The sequence below is a fragment of the Halodesulfovibrio marinisediminis DSM 17456 genome (genome assembly GCF_900129975.1).
Taxonomy (GTDB): domain Bacteria; phylum Desulfobacterota; class Desulfovibrionia; order Desulfovibrionales; family Desulfovibrionaceae; genus Halodesulfovibrio; species Halodesulfovibrio marinisediminis.
In genome coordinates this window covers 858377-878251 of the sequence record NZ_FSRG01000003.1, presented here as the reverse complement: position 1 = coordinate 878251, position 19875 = coordinate 858377, and the positions used below count along the sequence as shown (strand labels likewise).

General features: G+C 43.4%; 19 protein-coding genes. 16 read left to right on the top strand and 3 right to left on the bottom strand.

The features are described from left to right. Positions 1-164 precede the first annotated feature (164 nt). Positions 165-488 (bottom strand): hypothetical protein, encoded by a 324-nt coding sequence (locus tag BUR09_RS04205; RefSeq protein ID WP_074215680.1) that lies wholly within the window; start codon positions 486-488, stop codon positions 165-167. A gap of 396 nt (positions 489-884) precedes the next feature. Between BUR09_RS04205 and thpR the strand changes: the two genes are divergently transcribed. Next, on the top strand, positions 885-1463 hold the full coding sequence (gene thpR, locus BUR09_RS04200; protein WP_074215679.1) for an RNA 2',3'-cyclic phosphodiesterase: 579 nt from the start codon (positions 885-887) through the stop codon (positions 1461-1463). Between the two features lie 258 nt (positions 1464-1721). Here thpR and BUR09_RS04195 read toward each other — a convergent pair whose 3' ends face one another. Continuing rightward, positions 1722-2093 carry a hypothetical protein gene (locus tag BUR09_RS04195; protein WP_074215678.1) on the bottom strand — a complete coding sequence of 124 codons (372 nt, stop codon included), beginning with the start codon at positions 2091-2093 and terminating at the stop codon, positions 1722-1724. 75 nt (positions 2094-2168) lie between these two features. Beyond that, positions 2169-6473, bottom strand: coding sequence for an acyl-CoA dehydratase activase (locus BUR09_RS04190; protein ID WP_074215677.1), 4305 nt, complete (start codon positions 6471-6473; stop codon positions 2169-2171). A 313-nt stretch (positions 6474-6786) separates the two neighbouring features. On the opposite strand from BUR09_RS04190, the gene BUR09_RS04185 reads away from it, so the two are divergent. The 15 genes from BUR09_RS04185 to BUR09_RS04115 all read left to right on the top strand — a co-directional run bounded on the left by BUR09_RS04185 (position 6787) and on the right by BUR09_RS04115 (position 19727). Continuing rightward, on the top strand, positions 6787-7731 hold the full coding sequence (locus BUR09_RS04185) for a bifunctional helix-turn-helix transcriptional regulator/GNAT family N-acetyltransferase (protein WP_074215676.1): 945 nt from the start codon (positions 6787-6789) through the stop codon (positions 7729-7731). A gap of 459 nt (positions 7732-8190) precedes the next feature. Continuing rightward, positions 8191-8361: a Flp family type IVb pilin gene (locus BUR09_RS04180; RefSeq protein ID WP_074215675.1), complete on the top strand. Its 171-nt coding sequence runs from the start codon at positions 8191-8193 to the stop codon at positions 8359-8361. Positions 8362-8930: 569 nt separating this feature from the next. Continuing rightward, on the top strand, positions 8931-9101 hold the full coding sequence (locus BUR09_RS04175; protein WP_074215674.1) for a Flp family type IVb pilin: 171 nt from the start codon (positions 8931-8933) through the stop codon (positions 9099-9101). Between the two features lie 82 nt (positions 9102-9183). Then, positions 9184-9732, top strand: coding sequence for an A24 family peptidase (locus BUR09_RS04170; protein ID WP_074215673.1), 549 nt, complete (start codon positions 9184-9186; stop codon positions 9730-9732). Then, positions 9729-10556: a Flp pilus assembly protein CpaB gene (gene cpaB, locus BUR09_RS04165; protein WP_074215672.1), complete on the top strand. Its 828-nt coding sequence runs from the start codon at positions 9729-9731 to the stop codon at positions 10554-10556. Before BUR09_RS04170 ends, cpaB begins: the two co-directional genes overlap by 4 nt. Positions 10557-10578: 22 nt before the next feature. After that, positions 10579-12006: a type II and III secretion system protein family protein gene (locus BUR09_RS04160; RefSeq protein WP_074215671.1), complete on the top strand. Its 1428-nt coding sequence runs from the start codon at positions 10579-10581 to the stop codon at positions 12004-12006. A 12-nt stretch (positions 12007-12018) separates the two neighbouring features. Continuing rightward, positions 12019-12306: a hypothetical protein gene (locus BUR09_RS04155; RefSeq protein ID WP_074215670.1), complete on the top strand. Its 288-nt coding sequence runs from the start codon at positions 12019-12021 to the stop codon at positions 12304-12306. A gap of 12 nt (positions 12307-12318) precedes the next feature. Next, complete coding sequence (locus tag BUR09_RS04150) at positions 12319-12726, top strand: TadE/TadG family type IV pilus assembly protein (protein ID WP_074215669.1); 408 nt, start codon at positions 12319-12321, stop codon at positions 12724-12726. A gap of 31 nt (positions 12727-12757) precedes the next feature. After that, positions 12758-13117 carry a TadE/TadG family type IV pilus assembly protein gene (locus BUR09_RS04145; protein WP_074215668.1) on the top strand — a complete coding sequence of 120 codons (360 nt, stop codon included), beginning with the start codon at positions 12758-12760 and terminating at the stop codon, positions 13115-13117. A 7-nt stretch (positions 13118-13124) separates the two neighbouring features. Then, entirely contained in the window at positions 13125-14276 is a 1152-nt protein-coding gene (locus BUR09_RS04140) for a TadE/TadG family type IV pilus assembly protein (RefSeq protein WP_074215667.1), read from the top strand. 13 nt (positions 14277-14289) lie between these two features. Then, positions 14290-15435, top strand: a complete 1146-nt coding sequence (locus tag BUR09_RS04135) for an AAA family ATPase (protein WP_074215666.1) — start codon at positions 14290-14292, stop codon at positions 15433-15435. An 18-nt stretch (positions 15436-15453) separates the two neighbouring features. Further along, positions 15454-16848, top strand: a complete 1395-nt coding sequence (locus BUR09_RS04130) for a CpaF family protein (RefSeq protein WP_074215665.1) — start codon at positions 15454-15456, stop codon at positions 16846-16848. Then, positions 16845-17816 (top strand): type II secretion system F family protein, encoded by a 972-nt coding sequence (locus BUR09_RS04125; protein WP_074215664.1) that lies wholly within the window; start codon positions 16845-16847, stop codon positions 17814-17816. Before BUR09_RS04130 ends, BUR09_RS04125 begins: the two co-directional genes overlap by 4 nt. Positions 17817-17819: 3 nt before the next feature. After that, entirely contained in the window at positions 17820-18710 is an 891-nt protein-coding gene (locus BUR09_RS04120; RefSeq protein ID WP_074215663.1) for a type II secretion system F family protein, read from the top strand. Between the two features lie 21 nt (positions 18711-18731). Next, complete coding sequence (locus tag BUR09_RS04115; RefSeq protein WP_074215662.1) at positions 18732-19727, top strand: tetratricopeptide repeat protein; 996 nt, start codon at positions 18732-18734, stop codon at positions 19725-19727. The last annotated feature ends 148 nt before the right edge of the window (positions 19728-19875 follow it).

Sequence of the window (19875 nt, the reverse complement as noted above, 5' to 3'; positions counted from 1 at the left end):
AGTGCGATAATGTTAGCTGTTGAAAACAGCTTGGTTCAATCTTAGCTGTTTAAGGCTATTAACCTAATTATTATAGCCTATTTCAACAGCGACACTCACCCTTATGGAGGCATTGCTCTCCGCATTTACGTGAAATCATTCGCAGTCAGCGAGGTAATACTTTTTTAACGCTTTCTGGGAGCCTTTTGTTCTTGCATGACATCCTTTAATGAGGTTGCAACGCTAGGTACTGGCTTCATAGTCTCGACTCCTTCAATTGAACATGTTGTCCCAGAAGGATCCGTATCACTAAACACACAGCCGGGTTGATGAGGCGCGAAAATGGATGGGTGAGTACCAGCTTCATCAGAAACAATATCCAGATCTTTTCGAACCCTTGTTGGATCAAGTTCAAGAGTTTGACCTGGCCGAGTTCTCAGCTGATGATCAGGTGTCGCTTTACGTTGTCGTTTGCTGCGGATTATTTTGAGTTTATTCTTTTTTTGCATAAAACAGCCTCCATTTGTAAGAAGCAGTTTATCATGATTGGTTTCACCCTCACCAATTATATTATCTGGGATGAATCAGGGTATAATGAGTCAGAATTATCTTCCTGAATATTTTGAAAGGTAGAAAGTGGGGGCTAATATTGTTGTCAGAGAGTATGCAGGACGCATTGATAGATGATTGGTCTGTAGACCTGCGGGGAACCAACAACTGCGCCTAAATTTGGTATATGAAGCCGCTTGAAGTTGTTGGCAATTTAAGGAGGACTTCAAAGAAGTCATGATAAAAAGGGCGCTTTCTTCTCTTTTCATTGATTTAGTTGGTGTTAGCTGGGAATAAATAGGTAAGATTTCTTAAATGAATGAACGGCATCGTTTTTAAGAAAGGAAATTGAATCCATGCCTAAATTATTTGTCGGTATACCTGTTTCTGAGGAGTATGAAGCACGGCTTAATTCAATGGTCGAGACACTTAGAGGGCGGTTGCGCTCAAGAGTAAGCTGGACCAAGCCGGGAAAGTGGCATGTGACGCTCCAGTTTCTCGGGAAAGTTGATGAAGAGAAGGTTGATGAAATTCGAGATGCACTCCGGTTGATTGAGTTTCTAGACTTTCCAATGCGGGCAGGTTCTCTGGAATATATTCCGAATGTGCACGGCCCTCGGATATTGTGGATGGATATAAAAGAGGGAGCCGAGACTTGTATCGAACTGGCCGAAGCCGTGGAAGAGGTTATGGCCGCCTTTGACTTCAAGCAGAACGAGAATTTTAAACCGCACCTGACGCTTGGACGCGTGAAACAAATAGAGGGTGGTGATGACTTTGGAGTTGCATGTGCCGGACTTTTGCAGGCTTGGCCTGTGCTTCAGGTGGAAAGCTTTTGTTTGTACAAGAGTGAACAGACGGCTGAGGGACACATTTATACGGTTGTAGAAGAATTTCCTTTGTGGATGGACTCTGGGCTAATTCCCATCCGTTAGAAGACGATTCGGTTACACTCCGTAAATGAATATGTTTGATCCTATATACTTAAGAGAAAACAATTAACGTTGGCTAAGATAACCTGATGCAATAATAGCTGATAGCGTTAGAAATAGTAGAGTAGACCGCAATGAGGCTGGATAAATTAGCCTTTTGTAATAACGAAAGTAAAAAAGCTCTTACGAGAAATCGTAAGAGCTTTTTTTGTTAATAACCCCAGAAGGTGACACCGTGGCAAGAACATTGTGTTTGTTTTATCATTCACGGTCCGGTGGAATAATATCTTTTTTGCGGATTACTTCACCTGGGTGCAGGTGTCCTTCCTCATATTTAACTGCTTTCCAATATATTTTTACATCATGACGGCGAAGCTTTTGTTCACGCACGATATCAATCAATGAATGAGTAGTGCGAGATTTTGGCCCAAGCGGTCCAAGTCCAAGCCAATCCTTATCTTTAAAGCTATGGGGATCAAAGAAGGATTCCTGTAAATGGGTATCCATTAAAGAATGTTCAACCTCGTCTTTGATCATTGAGGCTTCCGATTCAACAATACTCTCTTTGCCTTGTGTGCGGGCTTTTCTATGGTGCCTTTTACGATTTCTGCTATGTTTTTCTCTTTTATTCATAAGCTCCTCCTCATCTCAGGAGGATTTTATCATGATAGGTTTAACTTCTAACAATGATATTGTCGGAGTTCGCACTTACATCATTTGCTTATGGAGCCGTCTGGCTTGAAGTGCAAAAGCCTCTAACCGTGCCTCAACAATTTGAGGGAAGGGGTTACCGTCTGTCTCAATAGCAAGGAAAGGAAGCTTGCGATCCTCTGATGAGAGGGATGCGGGTACGGAGTTGTTCCCCGACACCTTAAGAGTATTCTGTGTCGTGAATTTCTCTGAAAGAATTGCTTCAGCCACACGAGAAGGCATACACCCGAAAGGACCAATGGAAATAATACCGCAAGACGGGTGGAATATTTCGTGGAAAGCTGCTCCAACGGTCAGGATGGCTTCTCCAGCTAATTTCGGTGAAACATAATTGGAACCAATCTCAATGGTTCGGGGGATGTCCTGTTTGTGGTGATAGAACAGCCCTGACTCAGATAGAATATTCCGGATCTTAGTGTCATAGTATTTCTTGAACAGGAGACGCATCCAGAAGGCTAAAGAAGTATCGCCTTCAATGCCATTCATAATGAGCCAGTCTGTATATTTAATCCATTCCGTACCTTGGGCGGTTCTGACCACGATACCGCGGTCCGCCATGCGTTCAATGAGGCCCTGTCGTGAGATCACGTCGTGACGCACGAATATTTCGCCTATCAGAGATATTTTAGGCAGTTCCTCGTATGGCATGCGCAATTCAATTTCGGACAATGTTGATGCTGTGCGTTTAAGTTGTGCAAGCCCCTGCTTCCATCCCTGAGAGCAGGCATCAGTTACAGCCATGAATTCGGTATTAAAGAGGGCAAGGGCAGTTTCTCTGTCTCGTGCTCCAGCTAAAACCGTAGACTTCATTTCTTCAAACACGTCACTAATAACGACACTGCGCCACATGCTGAGCAACGCGCCTTCGTTTAACCCGCCGTAGCCGTCCGTACATGTCGGGGTTAAAATTGGTGCATTTGGGATTGCCTTGCGGTTGAACAATCGTTGAGTGTAGACGTGATACTGACCGAATCGGCAAGGACCGTCAGCACTAGGCATGAAGTAGACCGTGACTTCTTCTGGATCACGGTGTTGCAGGTAATGGAGAATGGATCCCACGGTCAGCTGCAGAGGCAAGCATTCCTTACAGGTAGAATTACCGCGTCCAATTTTCAGCCGTTCCTCATCTGCTGGAGGCAGGGCTTCAGCTCGAATACCTTGGCTTCGCAACGAGGCTGCCAGCATTCTCGTGGAGTACTCTCCCATGCTTGGAAATACTACCTTTACCCGCTCGTGGGTTAACGGCAACCACACGTCGTCCGACGTGACTACACCGTAATCTCCATTTCGTTTTTCAAACACGGCGGGCTTAAAGGTTTTATTCTTTTGTATTGGCTTGCTTTGCATCGCAGACTGTTCGTTCATTCGCTGGTAATAGCGGATGATGTCCAGAAAAGCTTCGACTCGAGTTTCAATGCCTGCGTCTGCCGTATGGTTGTCCAGTTCCAGCGTTAGAGAAGGCTTGCGTCCCATAATTTCGCGGAAATAGCTCAGAAGGAATGAGTCCGGTCCACAGGAAAAATTGGTGATAAAGGAACCGAAGAGTTTCGGATGGTCTTTTATCAGTCTAGACGCTTTAAGCAACAGCCTTCCCATGCCCCAGTACATGTTCATATCTTGTTCCAGGTCTGCTTCTTCTAACGGTAACATATCAAAGGGGATGATAGTTACTCCCGTGGAAGCAAACTTAGCAGGGATACCTTTATTAGCAACTCCAGCAAAGGCGTTGTAAGGCCTGCCGATAAGAACCACGGCAAAAGGATCATCTCCTTGTTCCAATTCATTCAGAACTTCTTTCCCTTTTTTCTGAAGATCGGCATGGAATTGACGCTGAGCTGTCAAGGCTTTCTTGTAAGCCTGTTCAGCATTCTGTTTTGAGGCTCCGAAATGTACGCCAATGTCTAAAAACTCTTTTCGAGCTGCTTCAAGCCCTTTAGAAAAGTCCAGCACTGGAAAAACCGCACGGTCACCCATAGCTTCAATTTGAGGGAAAGCGGTACGTAAGTAGTATGGTTCGCCTTGAACCAAAACGCAGGTACAGGATGTTTCAAAATTTGAATCGGTCGGGATGCCGCGCACATGAGGAAGGAACAAGTAGTCCGGTTCCATGGCAAGAAGATCACCCATAAAGCCATGAGCTATTTCGCCAGGGAAACAGAATGCCGCACCGCGTTGCCCCATAGCTTCAGTGTCTGCATTTTGGGGTAGGACGACTCGATAACCGAGCTCTTGGAAGAAAGTAGAAAATAGCGGGTAATATGTATTGACCAGATAGGAACGGTTTATGCCGATAACAGGACGGTTATCTGAAATGTCCGGCTTGGAAGACGCAGATTCGGCATCTCGAAAACAGCGTCGTTCACGCCATGCGACCAGATCTCTGGACGCAGTATCAACGCCACGTTTTTTACGAAGATTTTCCCAGCGGTTACAGATTCCACCAAACGGATAAGTCGAGCCGTCGATAACTATGCGAGCGATTTCGCAACCCAAGTCGCATTTTTCGCTTCCGCCTGTACAAGTGAAGGTTTTTTTATAGCTTACTTCACGGGCTGCAAGTTCATTTAAATCAAAGGAAGAAGGCGTCAGCAGACCTTGACCAATACGTTTTTTTACTTCAAGAGCTACGCCAAAGGCTCCCATCAAGCCGGGTTCAGGTGGCACGACAATGTGTTTGCCGGTCAAGGCAGCCATGGCTACTGGGACGGCCTCATTATAACAGACTCCCCCCTGCATGAAGACTTTTTTTCCAACAGGCCGGTTACCTTTTACGCGATTGTCGTAGTTCATGCAGACAGAGTAAACGAGTCCTGCCACAATATCCTTCAGGGGCATTCCTTCTTGAATAGCAATTTTTATATCCGAGCTAATGAATGCTGCACACTGGTCATTGAAGTTCGGTGGACGGTTTGCCTGAAGTGCTATTTCGCCGATCTCGGTTGTCTCGACGCCCAGTGACTCCTTGGCAGATTCTTCTAAAAATGATCCCGTTCCAGCGCTACAAGCCTCGTTCATGGCATAGTCGGATGGAACTCCAGCAGTAATGTATGTATATTTGGCGTCCTGTCCGCCGATCTCAAAAATAGTGTCAACTTCTGGATCAAAGTGCACAGAAGCTGTTGCGTGGGCTATGATCTCATTGATTACCCCGTCAGTCTGGGCGTGCAGTCCACTAATGGCTCGACCTGAACCCGTGACGCCTAGGCCGACAATAGAAATAGGAACGTCAATTTGATCGGCCAAGCTTGAATATACTCGACGCGAAGCTCCAACCGGATCACCGTCTGTGCGCAAATATTCATCTGCGATTACGGCTAAATCCGAAGTACGCATGACCACCCCTTTGGTGGTAGTAGAGCCTACATCTAACCCGAGAATACACTCATCGCCGAGCTGAGCTTGTCCGCGTGGGTGTGTTTTGAATTCCACGAGCTCACTAAATTCGGAAAGCGGGGAATGAAAAGCAAAGCTAGTGCTTTTTTCTTTGAAAATAGCAGTAAGGTCATTCCCTGTTCCCATAACATTTACGACAGTGTTATCAGGAGCGTTGTCTAAAGCCCAAAGCCCAGCTCCTAGAGCTTCGAACCATCGGGCTTCTTCTGGAATATGTAGATCTGGTATTTCATCACGCAGGAAGCGAACCATGAACTCATTGTCCGAGCAGCCACCCACAAGTACGGCTTTATCTTTAGGGAGCTTCTTCAAAAGCTCAAGGCACTTGCCTGCCATCATTTTGGATAAACCGGACACGACACGGCCTTTTTCAACGCCCTTGTTTAAAGCATGGGTACAGTCACTTTTGCAAAAAACTGAGCAACGACCCGAAACCTTGTGTGGTTCGTCAGTGAAATCCATCTCTGCTAACTCATCTAGGCTCAAAGCCATGCGACCGAGTTGTTGTAACAAGAATTCGCCTGTACCGGAGGCACATTTGTTCCCTGTATGCACCATTTCGACTTCGCCCGTATTACGTAAGCTATAGACCAGAAAAGTTTCTCCTCCGGCACTGATCACGGTACGATACGAATGATCTTCAGGTAGTGAATAGGCTGTTGCAAGCTCGACAGCTTCGGGTTCAGAAATGGTGGGGAGTGCGAGCAAGTGGCGAAACTTTCGCCCAGTGGCTGCAACTCGTAAATCTTTGAGGTCCTCAACACGGGAAAGCATGGACAATAGAGCCTGACGTGAATTTCCTTCATGGCAAACCACATCATGTTCGATGACTTCAGTACAACCGTTTTCTCTGCGGAGTCTGACCATACCAATAGAAGAAGCACCAATACAAATTCCTAGTGATTCCATAATTACACCTGCTGTTAACGACTGTAGAAATAGTCCCCAAGCTGCCACACATTGGTTTGACGTGAGCCTGAATCTGTTAGCTCACGCCATCTTGTGGGGGCAAAGTTTATTACTCATTTCTGCAGGATAGCACGTGCTTTGCGATATAAATTTGATTTTTAGCCATGAAATTCTTAAATCACGAGGGAGTAAATTTCGTGTGTCCATGTGAAGTCAGCGGAAATCGGTCTGTTTCGGCAATGGGTAGTTGACAAAAATAATTATCCAGCTTTTATTAGTTGCGTAACGCAACTATATGAAAAAGAGAGATATCATGAACGTTACTCAAGTTCGGGGCATTCGCAAATATTCTCGAAGTCTTGCCCGAGAGTGGAGACTGGTCGCTAACCGTGCTGATCAACAGGGGCTAACAGTACCGGAGGCACATGCGCTTCTGGAATTATCCTCAAATAAGATTTTGTCTGTTCAGGCTATAGCGGACATGCTGCTTATTGATAAATCGAATGCTAGCAGGACGTTAGCATCCTTAGGTAAGCTTGGACTAGTTGTGTTTTCTCCTAATAAAGAAGATAGACGTGCAAAAGATGTTTCTATCACTGATGAAGGTCGTAAGCGCGTTGAGCAGGTCCATGCCGAGGCTGATGAACTTGTGGCAGGTGCTCTTGAGCTTCTCAGTCCGCAAGAGCAGGAGATTGTGATGAAAGGGCTGAAAACATATGCCAAGGCTTTGCAATATCGCCGCTTGCAGAAAGACTTTTCCATTCGCCCAATTATGCCGGAGGATAATTCCGCTGTGGCGGATGTAATCCGAAACGTTTCTAATGAATTTGGACTAAAGGCTGAAGAAGGATACGCCGTAGGCGATCCTGTGGTCGATAGCATGAGTGAGGCTTATACAGCTGCGGGAAGTAGTTACTGGGTTGTCGAAAGAGAGGGGCAAATCTTCGGTGGAGGCGGTGTTGGACCACTTCAGGGGGCCTGCGGCAATCTTTGCGAACTGCAAAAGATGTATTTTATGCCTGAATGCCGTGGAAGAGGCTTGGGGCGTCGGCTAGTTTTGATGGCCATGAAGTTTGCCCGTGAGTATGGATATGATGCTTGTTATCTGGAAACAACACATAAATTACGAGAAGCCACATCATTATATGAAGCTCTAGGCTTTACGCGACAGAATTGTACTCTCGGAGATACCGGACATGGAATATGTGAGCTTCGGTATCTTTATCGTTTTGATGGCTCAGGTGAGGATGAAGGATAAAGACCCATCGTTATCTGTGACTATGTCGTTTTTTCTGCAGATACTTGAATCAAAGTCAAATAAAGCAATAAATACAAAACATTACTAAAAGCCCTTACGCAAAAACGTAAGGGCTTTTTTCGTTTTAAAACAAAACACAGCAAAGAATTCATAGAGAGTACATAAGCCTGCCATCACTTTGTTAGCGAATAACGAGTGCAGATTGGAAATTCCAATCCGAACCCTTCCTTATTGTTTTGTTACCACATTACAGTAATTGGTTGTTTATCATTATCAGTAGTTACGAGGTGTCCCCCTTAGTCCAAGGTGGCTTTTAACTAATAAGCAAAACAAAGATTATATAGGGTATAATGAAATACACGTTCACAGCTTACGTATATCAGACTATATTTAACCATGGGGTTATGTTCACTAGCTCTAAAAGCTTAGGGGTGTTTAGTTTATTAATTAGAGGTGGTTATGATCAAAAGCATTGAACAATTTTTTAGGGATGAGCGTGCTGCAAGTGCTATAGAATACGTGCTGTTAGCTTCTCTAATTGCAGCTGTAATTGTAGCTACTGTCACACTTGTGGGGCTAAAGGTAGAGCAAAATTTTCAGGTAATTGACGATGTCTATCCCGACGAATGAGCTCTTGAAACGTTAATCCGTTTTCTCTGATTTCTTAAAAATAGTGGGCCTCGTAACCAGCCTTAATCTGTTCAAAGTAAGATGCAGCAAACAAGTGCTGAAAGTTAGGGAAGATCTCACCTACGAAGACTTCGTGGCTCCAAATCATGCGTTTGAAATTGATTAGCCAACATAGCTCTATTGCTACAATCCTTCCTAACTCATCAAAAAATGATTCATCCTGAGCTGGAGAGTCAAAATCCGACATCAAGGCAGGTAGAATTTATTTAGTCATATTAGGCGGTAACTTCTTAGTCGTCCCCAAGTCCCCATTAATAGCTGATGCACGAGAGTGCAGTGATGATCGATGCAATTTATGGCTTAACTTTGATGCCATGTTTTGTCTTGAATACGTGCAGGATATGGCAGTTGTAAAATACCCCAACGGGCTGACATTCCAAAATATTATACCGAATATACTTTAAATAAATATTCCCAACATGGGTAAAGCCATCTATATTCTACAGTATAGAATTATTTTCAATAGTTCCAAAAAGAAACACACTTACTTTTAGTAATTGGAGGGCCTTATGATTAACAGAATTAAACAGTTTATTACGGACGAACGTGGCGCAAGTGCTGTTGAATATGGACTGTTGGTAGCACTTATTGCAGCAGTAATTGTAGCGATCGTCGCATCAGTGGGTACAAAGGTTAAGTTAGGTTTTGACAAAGTAGATAAGGAGCTTCCAACAGGCTAGCTCGTAGGATTGAATGAAGAAGTTCGAAATATGAAACAATGGTGGCCCATTTTAGGGCCACCTTAACCAAACAGAAGGAGCCATGGAAATAGTTCTTATCGGACTTGTTGTTCTATCTGCGTATTACGATATTCGGTTGCAAATTATTCCAAATGCACTTGTGCTTCCAGCAATTCTGTTCTTCTGGGCAGCACATGGTGTTTGGGGTGGCTGGCCTGATTTTAGTTCAGCCGCCATGGGCACCGGACTAGCCTTTCTACTATTTTTACTACCTTACGCGATCGGTGTGATTGGTGCTGGGGATGTCAAGCTGTTTATGGCTGTAGGAGCATGCCTTGGACCTAATTACACGATCACTGCCTTTTTACTCACTGCGTTGGCAGGTGGCATCTATGCCCTGTTTGTACTTCTTACACATAAGGGGGCGTTATTGAATTTTCTTAGAAAAACGAGAGATTGGATCCTGGTATCAATCGGCTTACGCAGGTTTGCGCTTTTCCCTGAAGAAGAGCAGCCAATGCCCATGCTTTGTTATGGTGTAGCGATAGCTGGTGGTACAGTGGCAACGTTATTGTTGTCATACTATTTCCCAAACCTCGCCATAGTAAATCTGCAAAAGGTAGTATTATGAACAAACGGTTAATTGTGCAACTTTCTATAGCGGCCTTGTTTGCTATTATTGCAGGCTACCTTACCATTAGCTGGATGCAGTCTTATCCAGAGAAGGGAAAGGTTACTGTTAAGCAAGATATCAATACTGTTCCTGTCATTGTTGCAGCAGTAACAATACCACCTGGTACTTTGATTGATCACAACATGCTTACAGTTAAAGAATACCTACCTGATAACAAACCTGAACATTCATTTGCTACAAAGAAAGAAGTTGTAGGACGTGTTAGTAGATTCACTATTTATTACAGTGAGCCAATAACTGATGTCAGACTTGCATCCACCGACATTGACAAAAGCGGCGTTGGTGCATTGATAGCCCCGGGGAAAAGAGCCATGGCTGTAAAAGGCAATAAGGTTCTAGGGTTGTCAGGTCTTATCCATCCTGGTGACACTGTTGATGTGTTAGCCACTTTAAGGGTTGATAACAACACAATAACTAAAGTGGTTCTTGAAAACCTTAAAGTTCTTGCCACAGGTCAAAAGCTGAGCCCAGCTGCTGATGGCAAAGAAGCTGCTCCAGTAGATGTGTACACACTTGAGGTTACCCCAGAGGAAGGCGAAGTGTTAGCTCTTGCTGCTTCCAGCGGCTCCTTACATTTTGCTCTGCGTCATAGTTCTGATGAGGCCACTGTATTTACCAGTGGAGCTGATTCAAGAAAGGCTTTGTCATCTTTCAGAGGCGGCAAGGTTGGCCAGAAGCAAGAAGAGATGCCTAGTGCGGGGCATGAGTATGAAGTAGAGGTGCTTCGGGGGAATAAAGTTAATATTATTCGTATCCAGTAACCACAAGACAAAGGAATCTCCTGTGACAAGTCAGATAACGATTCGAAAATTCGTAGTGGTCTTGGCTGTACTTTTTTTGGGAGTGGCGCTGAGCTCTCAAGCTTTAGCAAAAAAGAAAAAGTACTTAGAGCTAAGAAAAATTGACAGGATTGAAGCAGCGGTTGGTAAGTCTCAAATTTTATACAGCGATCGTAACATCAGCCGCATCAGCATTGCTGACCCTAATATTGCAGACGTAAATCTGCTATCTCTACATCAAGTGTATCTGAATGGGAAATCTGTTGGCACAACGACCCTTTCTTTATGGAACCAAAACGGGGTCTTAGTACATGTATTTGATGTAGTAATAAGTCGAGATGTCACTAGTCTCAAACGGCTTATCAGAAAGGTACTACCGGATGAGTCTGACATTAAAGTTGATGGGGCTAACGGTTCACTCACACTGTCTGGTGTAGTTAAAAGCCCGGAGAGTGTAACTACAGCTGTTTCTTTAGCTCAAGCATATGCCCCTGATAAAGTAGTAAATCTTTTGAAAGTAGGTGGAGTACAGCAGGTTATGCTTGAAGTACGTATCGCCGAAGTTTCGAAAAGTGTTCTTAAACGCATAGGCATTAACATTGCTTACATTAAGTCCGGTCAATTGTTGGATGGTGAAGTATTCTATACCTTCCTGAACTCCCTTACAGGATTTGATGATTCCGGCAACTTCAGACTTTCTGAAAACATCGATTCTGCTTTTTCTTTCCGTGCTGGCGGAGCTAACTGGAGTGGTTTTGTAGACGCCCTCAAACAAAATGGTCTGTTGAAAGTTCTCGCAGAACCTAACGTCGTCTGCCAGAGCGGTAAGAACGGCAGCTTCCTTGCTGGTGGTGAAATCCCTATCCCAGTTCCACAGGGACTTGGTACTGTAGGTATTGAGTATAGAGATTTTGGTGTAAGCCTTGATTTTAAACCGACCGTTCTGGGTAACGGCAGAATCAACATTGCTGTACGCCCTGAAGTTTCTGAACTTGACTATACCAACGCTATTTCTGTGTCCGGTACTCGAGTTCCCGCCATTACTACCCGTAGAGTAGAGACCAGTGTAGAGCTTGGAAATGGACAGAGCTTTGCTATTGGCGGACTTATTAGCGACTCCATGCGTGAAACTATAGATAAATTTCCTCTCTTAGGTGATGTTCCTATCCTTGGTATGTTGTTCCGAAGCTCAGAATTTAGAAAAAATCTTTCAGAACTGGTCGTAATTGTTACTCCACACTTAGTTGAACCTGTTGACGGTTCTAAGCTTACGTTGCCTACAGACAAAATTATCGAACCTAATGACATTGAGTTTTACGTGTTAGGCAAGATGCAAGGCAAGAAACCGAAAACTAGAATTGTTACACCTATTAATTTCAGTAATAGCAGCGGCTTTGATGGTGAAGTTGGTCACACCATAACAGCAGACTAGTGAGGGAATCCTATGAAAACTCTATGTCATATAATGTTGGCGGTGTGTTTGGCCATTTTGGCAAGCGGTTGCAAACAAATGGAAGCTTGGGAACGGCACAGTATGGCACCGATGGGTGACTCCGTGCATCTTGCTACTGACATGCAAAAAGTTGAATGCCCTCCTGTAATAGGAGAAGAAATGATGAATGGTGATAAACAACTACTCATCAATAACAGCTACATACAAGATAACGATAAAAAGCTTTCTGTAAAATCAAGTACAACATCGACAGACGCGTTTAAAGTGTCAAGAGACTAATAGGAGAAAACTATGCTTAGCAGCCGGAGGCAATTTTGCTCTGAACGAGGTGCAGCAGCTATAGAAATGGCGCTGATGCTTCCTATTCTGTTGCTGCTAGTATTCGGCACGATTGAGATTGGGCGATTCTATTGGGCAAAACACGCCGTAGTGCATGCAGCTAATGAAGGGGCACGGTTGGCTGTGTTACCAGATGTCACACAACAAGAAATAGATGAAGTTGTGGCATTCTACTTAAGTGATTGGGATCCTACGGTTGTACCGACCGTTACACCAATCCCAGCTACTGCTAATGCCCCTGCGGCTATAAAGGTAACAGTTTCGATCCCTTTCTCTTTCATAATTCTGCCTAATTTTATCACTGGGGCTTTTGGAGTTCAGGCAATTAGTCACTCGGTAACAATGCGTTCGGAGAAATAGGGAGTGTATCCTAACTGGCAGGAGATTACATATGAAGTTGGTACATGATGAAAAGGGTGCAATCGCTATCGAATTCATAATTGTACTGTTTTTTATACTGATCCCGATTTTTATCGGCCTCGTTGAGACAGCTAGAATAATTAATGCACAAGTTGTGCTTGATCGCGCGGCTCGCGAGGGTGCGGTCTGTATAATGCGAGGAGATCCCCATGTTGACCCAATCAAAAATGTTCTGACTAATGCAAACATAGATGCGAGTGGACTTCAAATTACGTCACCAAACGCTGGGGAGCTGAAGCTTACACTTCCAATGGTACCTTTGTTTGGTAATTTTACCAGATGGGTAATTCCAGGGGATGTTACTTCATATGTAACGTACGAAATACCGTGAGGATGGTATGAAACGACTATACCAACTTATTCAAAATGAACGCGGCGCGGTAGGCGTCATCATGGCAATATTGCTTGTAGTTGTTTTGGGCTTTGTTGCATTTGGTGTCGACGTAGGTCTCTTGCGGGAAAAACGCGCTCATTTGCAAAAAGCTGCAGATATAGCAGCACTTGCTGGTGGGCGTAGCCTACTTGTGAGCGGCTCAGACTTAGATGAACCAACGGCGGAAGCTGTTGAATATGGTCGAGCTAATCTGGACACTAATGATGTGCCGACAACAGCGCTGCAGGATAGTGACGTAACGTACTATCTTGACGGTACCCCTGATACCACATCACCTAATGAAATAGAGGTTCAGATTTCTCGTACGACAGATCGAGGTAACTCATTATCAACCATCTTTGGTTCTGTACTTGATGTTGATGAATTTGATGTTACTGCAGCTTCGCGCGTGCAAATAGCCAGTGTTTGTTCATCTAAGTGCCTTAAGCCGTTTTCTGCACCAGATAAGTTTACCTTCACGGATTTAGACGGTGACGGTGAGCTTGATGTTGATGACCCTTTAGAAATGCAGACTGTAGTTGTTCAAGGGTACTCAGAAAGTGATCTTGGAACGCAAATAATATTAAAATTCGGCAATCCGCAGGATACACTTGTTCCCGGGCAAGCTAGTGCAATTGACTTACCTCCTGTAAACAAAGGGGATCCTGTTTCGGGTGCTTCTGCATACCGTGATAATATCGCGGGTTGTGAAGGAAGTAATAGTCTCTATGCTGTTGAAATTGGCGATGAATTACTTTTGGAACCGGGAATGATGATTGGCCCAACTAAGCAAGGAATAGATGACCTTATTGCTCTAGATGCTAATGCAGTGTGGAGTGATACTGAGAATACAGTAATTAACAGTATATTCCCAACTCCGTTAGAAAGTCCTAGAGTGGTTATTATTGCTTTCTACAATCCGTTGCTTCCTCCAGCATCAGGAAGAAACACAGTATTTGTAAACTACCTCGGAGCAGTTTTTATTGAAGGACTGACAGGGAATGATGTTACCGGTCGCTTTATACGTGGAATGGCTGCGCAACCAGTTCCCGGCAATGGTAGTGGAGACTGTTTAATATACACTTTGAAATTTGTGAAAGACTCCAGCAGACAGTGAGAAAGGGGACGCTATGTGTGCAAACGATACAGTAATCGGAGTTTCAATTCTTATTTCTGATAATCAGCTTTCTCAGCAACTGAATGAGGCGGTAAAGCGTACTCCTGGGTTTGAACTTGTTGATGATCCTTTGGAAGCACAGAATGCTTTAATGCTTATCGAAGTAAGTGGAGAACCAGAAACTACGTTGAAAGAGGTTTTTGGAATGAAACAGCAAGGGTATTCTGGTGGTATATTGATGACCGCTAGTAACTATCACCAAGATTTACTTTTACGCTGTATTCAAATGGGAGTAGACGAGTTCCTTCCATCACCATTAGCGCCAGACGACTTTATTGCATCTCTTCGCCGTTACAGAGAAAAATTCTTAGCTACTCAAGAAGGACTCTCCGCAGGAACATCGATTGCTATTTTGGGAGCCAGAGGAGGGGTGGGAACAACCACCATTGCTGTCGGAATGGCTACCTACTTTGCCGAGAAAGGACGCAAAGTTGTTTTGCTCGATCTTTCAAGACCATATGGAGATGTAAGTCTCTTTTTGGATTTTGAGCATGATTATAGTTGGGTGGATGCAATGACCAACCAATCGCGGATTGATTCTACCTTCCTCAAAAGTATCCTCTATAAATACAGTGACAATCTTTATGTGCTGCCAGCGCCTGCACAACATCACGATCGTCTCACACTATCTTCCGATAGTATTCAGGATTTACTATTTGCTGCAACAAGCAGTTTCGACATGGTCATTGTTGATGCAGGTTCAGTACAGGACAATGCAGCATTAACTATTTTAGAACGCGTTGATTCTCCGTTAATGATCACTCAGATGGGGCTAGCATGCCTTTCAAGTGCTAAGTATGTTGTCGAATTGTGCAAACAGGTCTCACCGATGCTAGGTGAAATGATTAAGCTTATTGTTAATCGTTATACATCGAGAGTGATTATTGAAAAGAATGAAATTGAGCAGATAACTCATAAAGATATTTTTGCAGAAATAGCAGAAGACAACGAAAAACCGCTGTCGGCAATTAACCGTGGTATTCCGCTGCTTGAGGCGTACCCTCATTCTCCATCCGCTAAAGGGATTCGTGCAGTAGCACAGAAAATAACCAAGAGTGAACCACGAGCTAAAAAATCAAGATTTTTCTCAAGAATATAATACAATAAGGGGCTTCGAATGACGCTTAGTAACAGAATTAACAAAATTCTGGAAAAAAAGTCTGCAGCTAAGAAGCAACCATTAGATCGCCTTCAAACTGCTGATTATTCCAAAGATTATAGCAACAGTTATCATGAGATAAAACTGCAATTGCACGATGCGTTGATCGAAGCCTTTGATCTTAAAGCGCTTGAGAGAATGCCGCAAGAAGTGTTGGCAGATCAGCTTACGCGTCATATTCAGATAATACTTTCTGAACAATTTGCTGATGTGCCGTTAAATGCGCTTGAGAGAAAACTCCTACTCAAAGAAGTAAAGGATGAGATTTTAGGACTTGGTCCGTTGGAGCCTTATTTGAAGGATCCAACTGTCAACGATGTTCTGGTAAACTCGTTTAAACAAGTATTTGTTGAACGCGCTGGATTGCTTGAGCTCACACCAAGTCGATTTAAGGATGAAGAGCATCTACGTAAAATTATTGATCGAATTGTTAACCGGGTAGGGCGCAGGATTGATGAAGCTAACCCTATGGTTGATGCAAGGCTTGAGGATGGCAGCCGTGTTAATGCCATTATTCCTCCTCTTGCCCTTGATGGAAGCGCATTATCTATTCGAAAGTTCTCGGTTGACCCTCTTGAGCTTGAAGACCTCATAAATTTCCGTACATTACCAACTGAAGGTATCCCCAAGCTACTTCAAGGTCTTGTTAAGGCAAGACTTAATGTACTTATTTCGGGCGGAACAGGTAGTGGTAAGACAACCCTTTTGAATGTGTTATCGCGTTTTATCCCTGAGCAAGAACGTATAGTAACAATTGAAGATGCCGCGGAGCTTCAGTTAAAACAGACACATTTAGTACGCTTAGAAACCCGCCCTGCGAATATTGAGGGAAAAGGTGAGGTTACTCAAAGGGACCTTGTAAAAAACACTCTTCGTATGCGACCAGACAGGATCATTGTAGGTGAGGTTCGTGGTGGGGAAGCACTCGATATGTTGCAGGCTATGAACACAGGCCATGATGGTTCGTTGACCACTATTCACGCAAACAGCCCGCGTGATGCTCTAATGCGACTTGAAACAATGGTATCCATGTCCGGTGTATTGATCGATGTGCAATCCATTAGACGTTTTATCAGTTCTGCAATTGATGTGATTATTCAAATTTCCCGTCTTTCTGACGGAACTCGTAAAATTGTGAGCATGCAAGAAATCACTGGCATGGAACAAGAAACGATTACGATGCAAGAAATTTTCCAGTTCAAACAAGAAGGGATTGATAAGTCAGGAAAGGTTCTTGGCCACTTTAAAATGATGGGCATTAGACCTTACTTTCTGGATAAACTTGAGGCCCATGGTATCGAAATTAATCCTGAAGTTTTTGGTCTTACTATTATGGAAGAGAGGCAGCCATGATATGGGAAATTTCTCCTGTTGTTATTGCTGCAAGTTTGACAGCTTTTTTTGGAGCTCTCTTCATAATTGGAGTATTGACATACAGTAAACGCCAGTTCGGCAAGATTGGAGCCCGCGTTCGAAGGGCTGGAGAAAGGAAGGACGTTACTCAAAAGAGTTTGTTCCGGCAGGCTGAATTTTCCAGCATTGAATGGTTGGATACTTTTCTTAAAAAAGTGCCAATAGGTTTTTCGATTCAGAGGCTTTTATTGCAAGCTGATATTCAGTTGAATCCCGCGGTCTTTCTTTCATTATGCATTGGTGCACCCGTTATTACTTATCTGATCTTGCATGGAGTTATTCATGCGCCGTTTATGGCAACCTCTATTTTTGTTATAGGTGTGGGGGTGCTTCCATGGTTATGGGTTAAAATAAAAAAGAAACTCAGGATGGCGAAATTTCTTAAACAACTTCCCGATGCATTAGATGGATTGGCGCGTGCGTTACGAGCAGGACATGGGATATCTTCTGGTTTTAACCTTCTTGCAGAAGAATATGATAAGCCTTTGGGGCAAGAGTTTGAAAAGACCCTTCAAGAAATAAATTATGGTATCGGATTAGAAAAGGCATTAAAAAATTTAATGGAACGCGTCGATTTACCGTCCCTTCGTTTTTTCGCGATCTCAGTAATTATCCAACGCGAAGTAGGCGGCAACCTTGCGGAGCTGGTAGAGACAATCGCTCACCTTATTCGTGAACATTATAAGTTTCTTGGTCGAGTTAGGGTTCTTTCTGCAGAAGCCAGAATTTCCGCCATTATTCTCTCAATTCTTCCTGTGGGAATTGGTTTGGTGATCTTCTACCTCAATCCTGAATACATGAGCTTACTTTATACTAACCCAGAAGGGATTTCGTTGTTAAAGGTTGTAGGCGGGTTAATGTTTTTTGGCATAATTGTTATGTACCGTATGGTTAAGATTAAGGTATAGCATATGAATTATCTTATTTTAATCCCAGCCTTAGTTGGAATAACTATTTTGGTTGTTTCATATTTTTTGTTGAATTACTTCATGCGCAAAGATCCCAAAAAGGTTGTTCAAAAACGCGTTGAAAAGATAGTTGGTGGTCCCGAGCCATCACAACCTAATAATAATAAAACGACGGCATATAAGTATGATGAGAAAACTAGTGCTCTTGGCCTGAAATTATTTAAAGCTGGTTTACGTGCGCCTTGGGCACCAAAGGCATACTGGGCTGTACGCATAGGATTAGCGTTAGTTGGAATAGCTTTTGTCTGGTGGTTGGGTCGTCGCTATCCCGAGCAACTTCTGCTTATGCAAGTATTTGTATTACAATTTGTTGCCGCTGGAGTGGGCTTTTTTCTCCCTACTTTTTTGTTATCCTACCGAATCAATAAAAGAAAACAGGAGATATCCTGGGAGCTTCCAGAGGTACTCGACTTACTTGTTGTTTGTATTGAAGCAGGAATGGGACTGGAGCAAGGCATTGCACGCGTATCAGACGAAATTGCTACAAGTTGTCCAATCCTGCATTCTGAATTTAGACAGATGTCACTTGAGCTGCTTGCAGGTAAAGGTAGAACAGAAGCTCTGAGACGACTTGCTGTTAGAGCTGACTGTGATGATTTAAATAGCCTTATAGCAATGCTTGTCCAAGCTGAAACCTTTGGTACAAGTATATCACAAACTCTTCGTATCTATTCTGATTCGTTAAGAACAAAGCGTATGCAGCGAGCCGAAGAAGTGGCAGGCAAACTCCCTGTAAAACTTTTAATTCCGCTTATCTTGTTCATTTTTCCAATGTTAATGCTCATTCTCATGGGACCGGCAGTAATTCGTATTTCCAAGATGTTTATCTACTAACATAACGCAAGAGAGGGTGTAATGAGAACTGCTTGGGGTGTTTTTAGTGTTATCTTGTTGTGTTTTGGGCTGTTACTCACCGGTTGTAAAAAGAACATTGAATCTAGTGCGAGTATGCAGGAATGGCTTGAAGAGCATGATCCCAAAGAAGAAATGACCTGGCAAGCATATGTTCGAGAAGGCGATCAATACGCTGCACAAGAGAACTTAGAACAAGCCTATATGCAGTACAGCAAAGCATTGCATCTCCAGCCAGAAAATTTAGAGTTGCGTGTTAAGCGTGGCGATATTCTGTTCCGTAAAAAGCTTATGGAAAAAGCCTTGGTTGAATACACTGCTGTGTTGGAGAAGGAAGCAGATCGTCATGATGCCAACTTAGGGGTAGGCAAAGTTTATTTTGCTGTTAATGACCACGACAAGGCAGCTGAACATCTGGAAAAAGCCAGCGGTGGCGGTTGTATGTACTGGGAAGCAGATGCAATTATGGGCATTATAAGTGACTACAATGGTGATCCACTAGAAGGCGAGAACTTTTTCCTTGAGGCGTTACGATGTGAACCGAATAATGGTGATGTCCTCAATAACCTTGGCACCTGCTATTTGTTGCAAGGAAAACATGCTGAAGCGGTAGATGCTTTTATTAATGCTATTAAAGCAGGGAATACTAAAAAAAGAGTCTATAATAACTTGGGCATAGCTCTGGTTAAAACCGAACGCTACCAGGAAGCCTTTGAAGCATTTAGAATGTCAGCATCTGAAGCGGTAGCGTATAATAATATCGGATACATATATTATCTGCTGCAAAACTATGACAAGGCCGTTAAGTGCTTTGAAAAAGCCATATCCATGCATTCTGCATATTATGCAGAAGCTGATGAAAACCTAAAACGCGCTAAGGCTGCGCTATTTTCAAAGAAAATCGATAATAGTCAGCCTGAGTTTGAACAGCACCAAGCTTATTCAACGAATATTATTTCTACCGATTCGGCTTTGCAAGAAACGAACTTATTTGAATAACCCTCAGGTTGTATAATAGAATTACTATTCCTCTCGCATTGCTTTCTATGACACTTGTTTTGCAATTGCAGTATGAAAAACGTCCCGCCTAGTAAGCGGGGCGTTTTTTTGGTTCTATAAAGGTCACTTACGACCTTAATCTTTCATA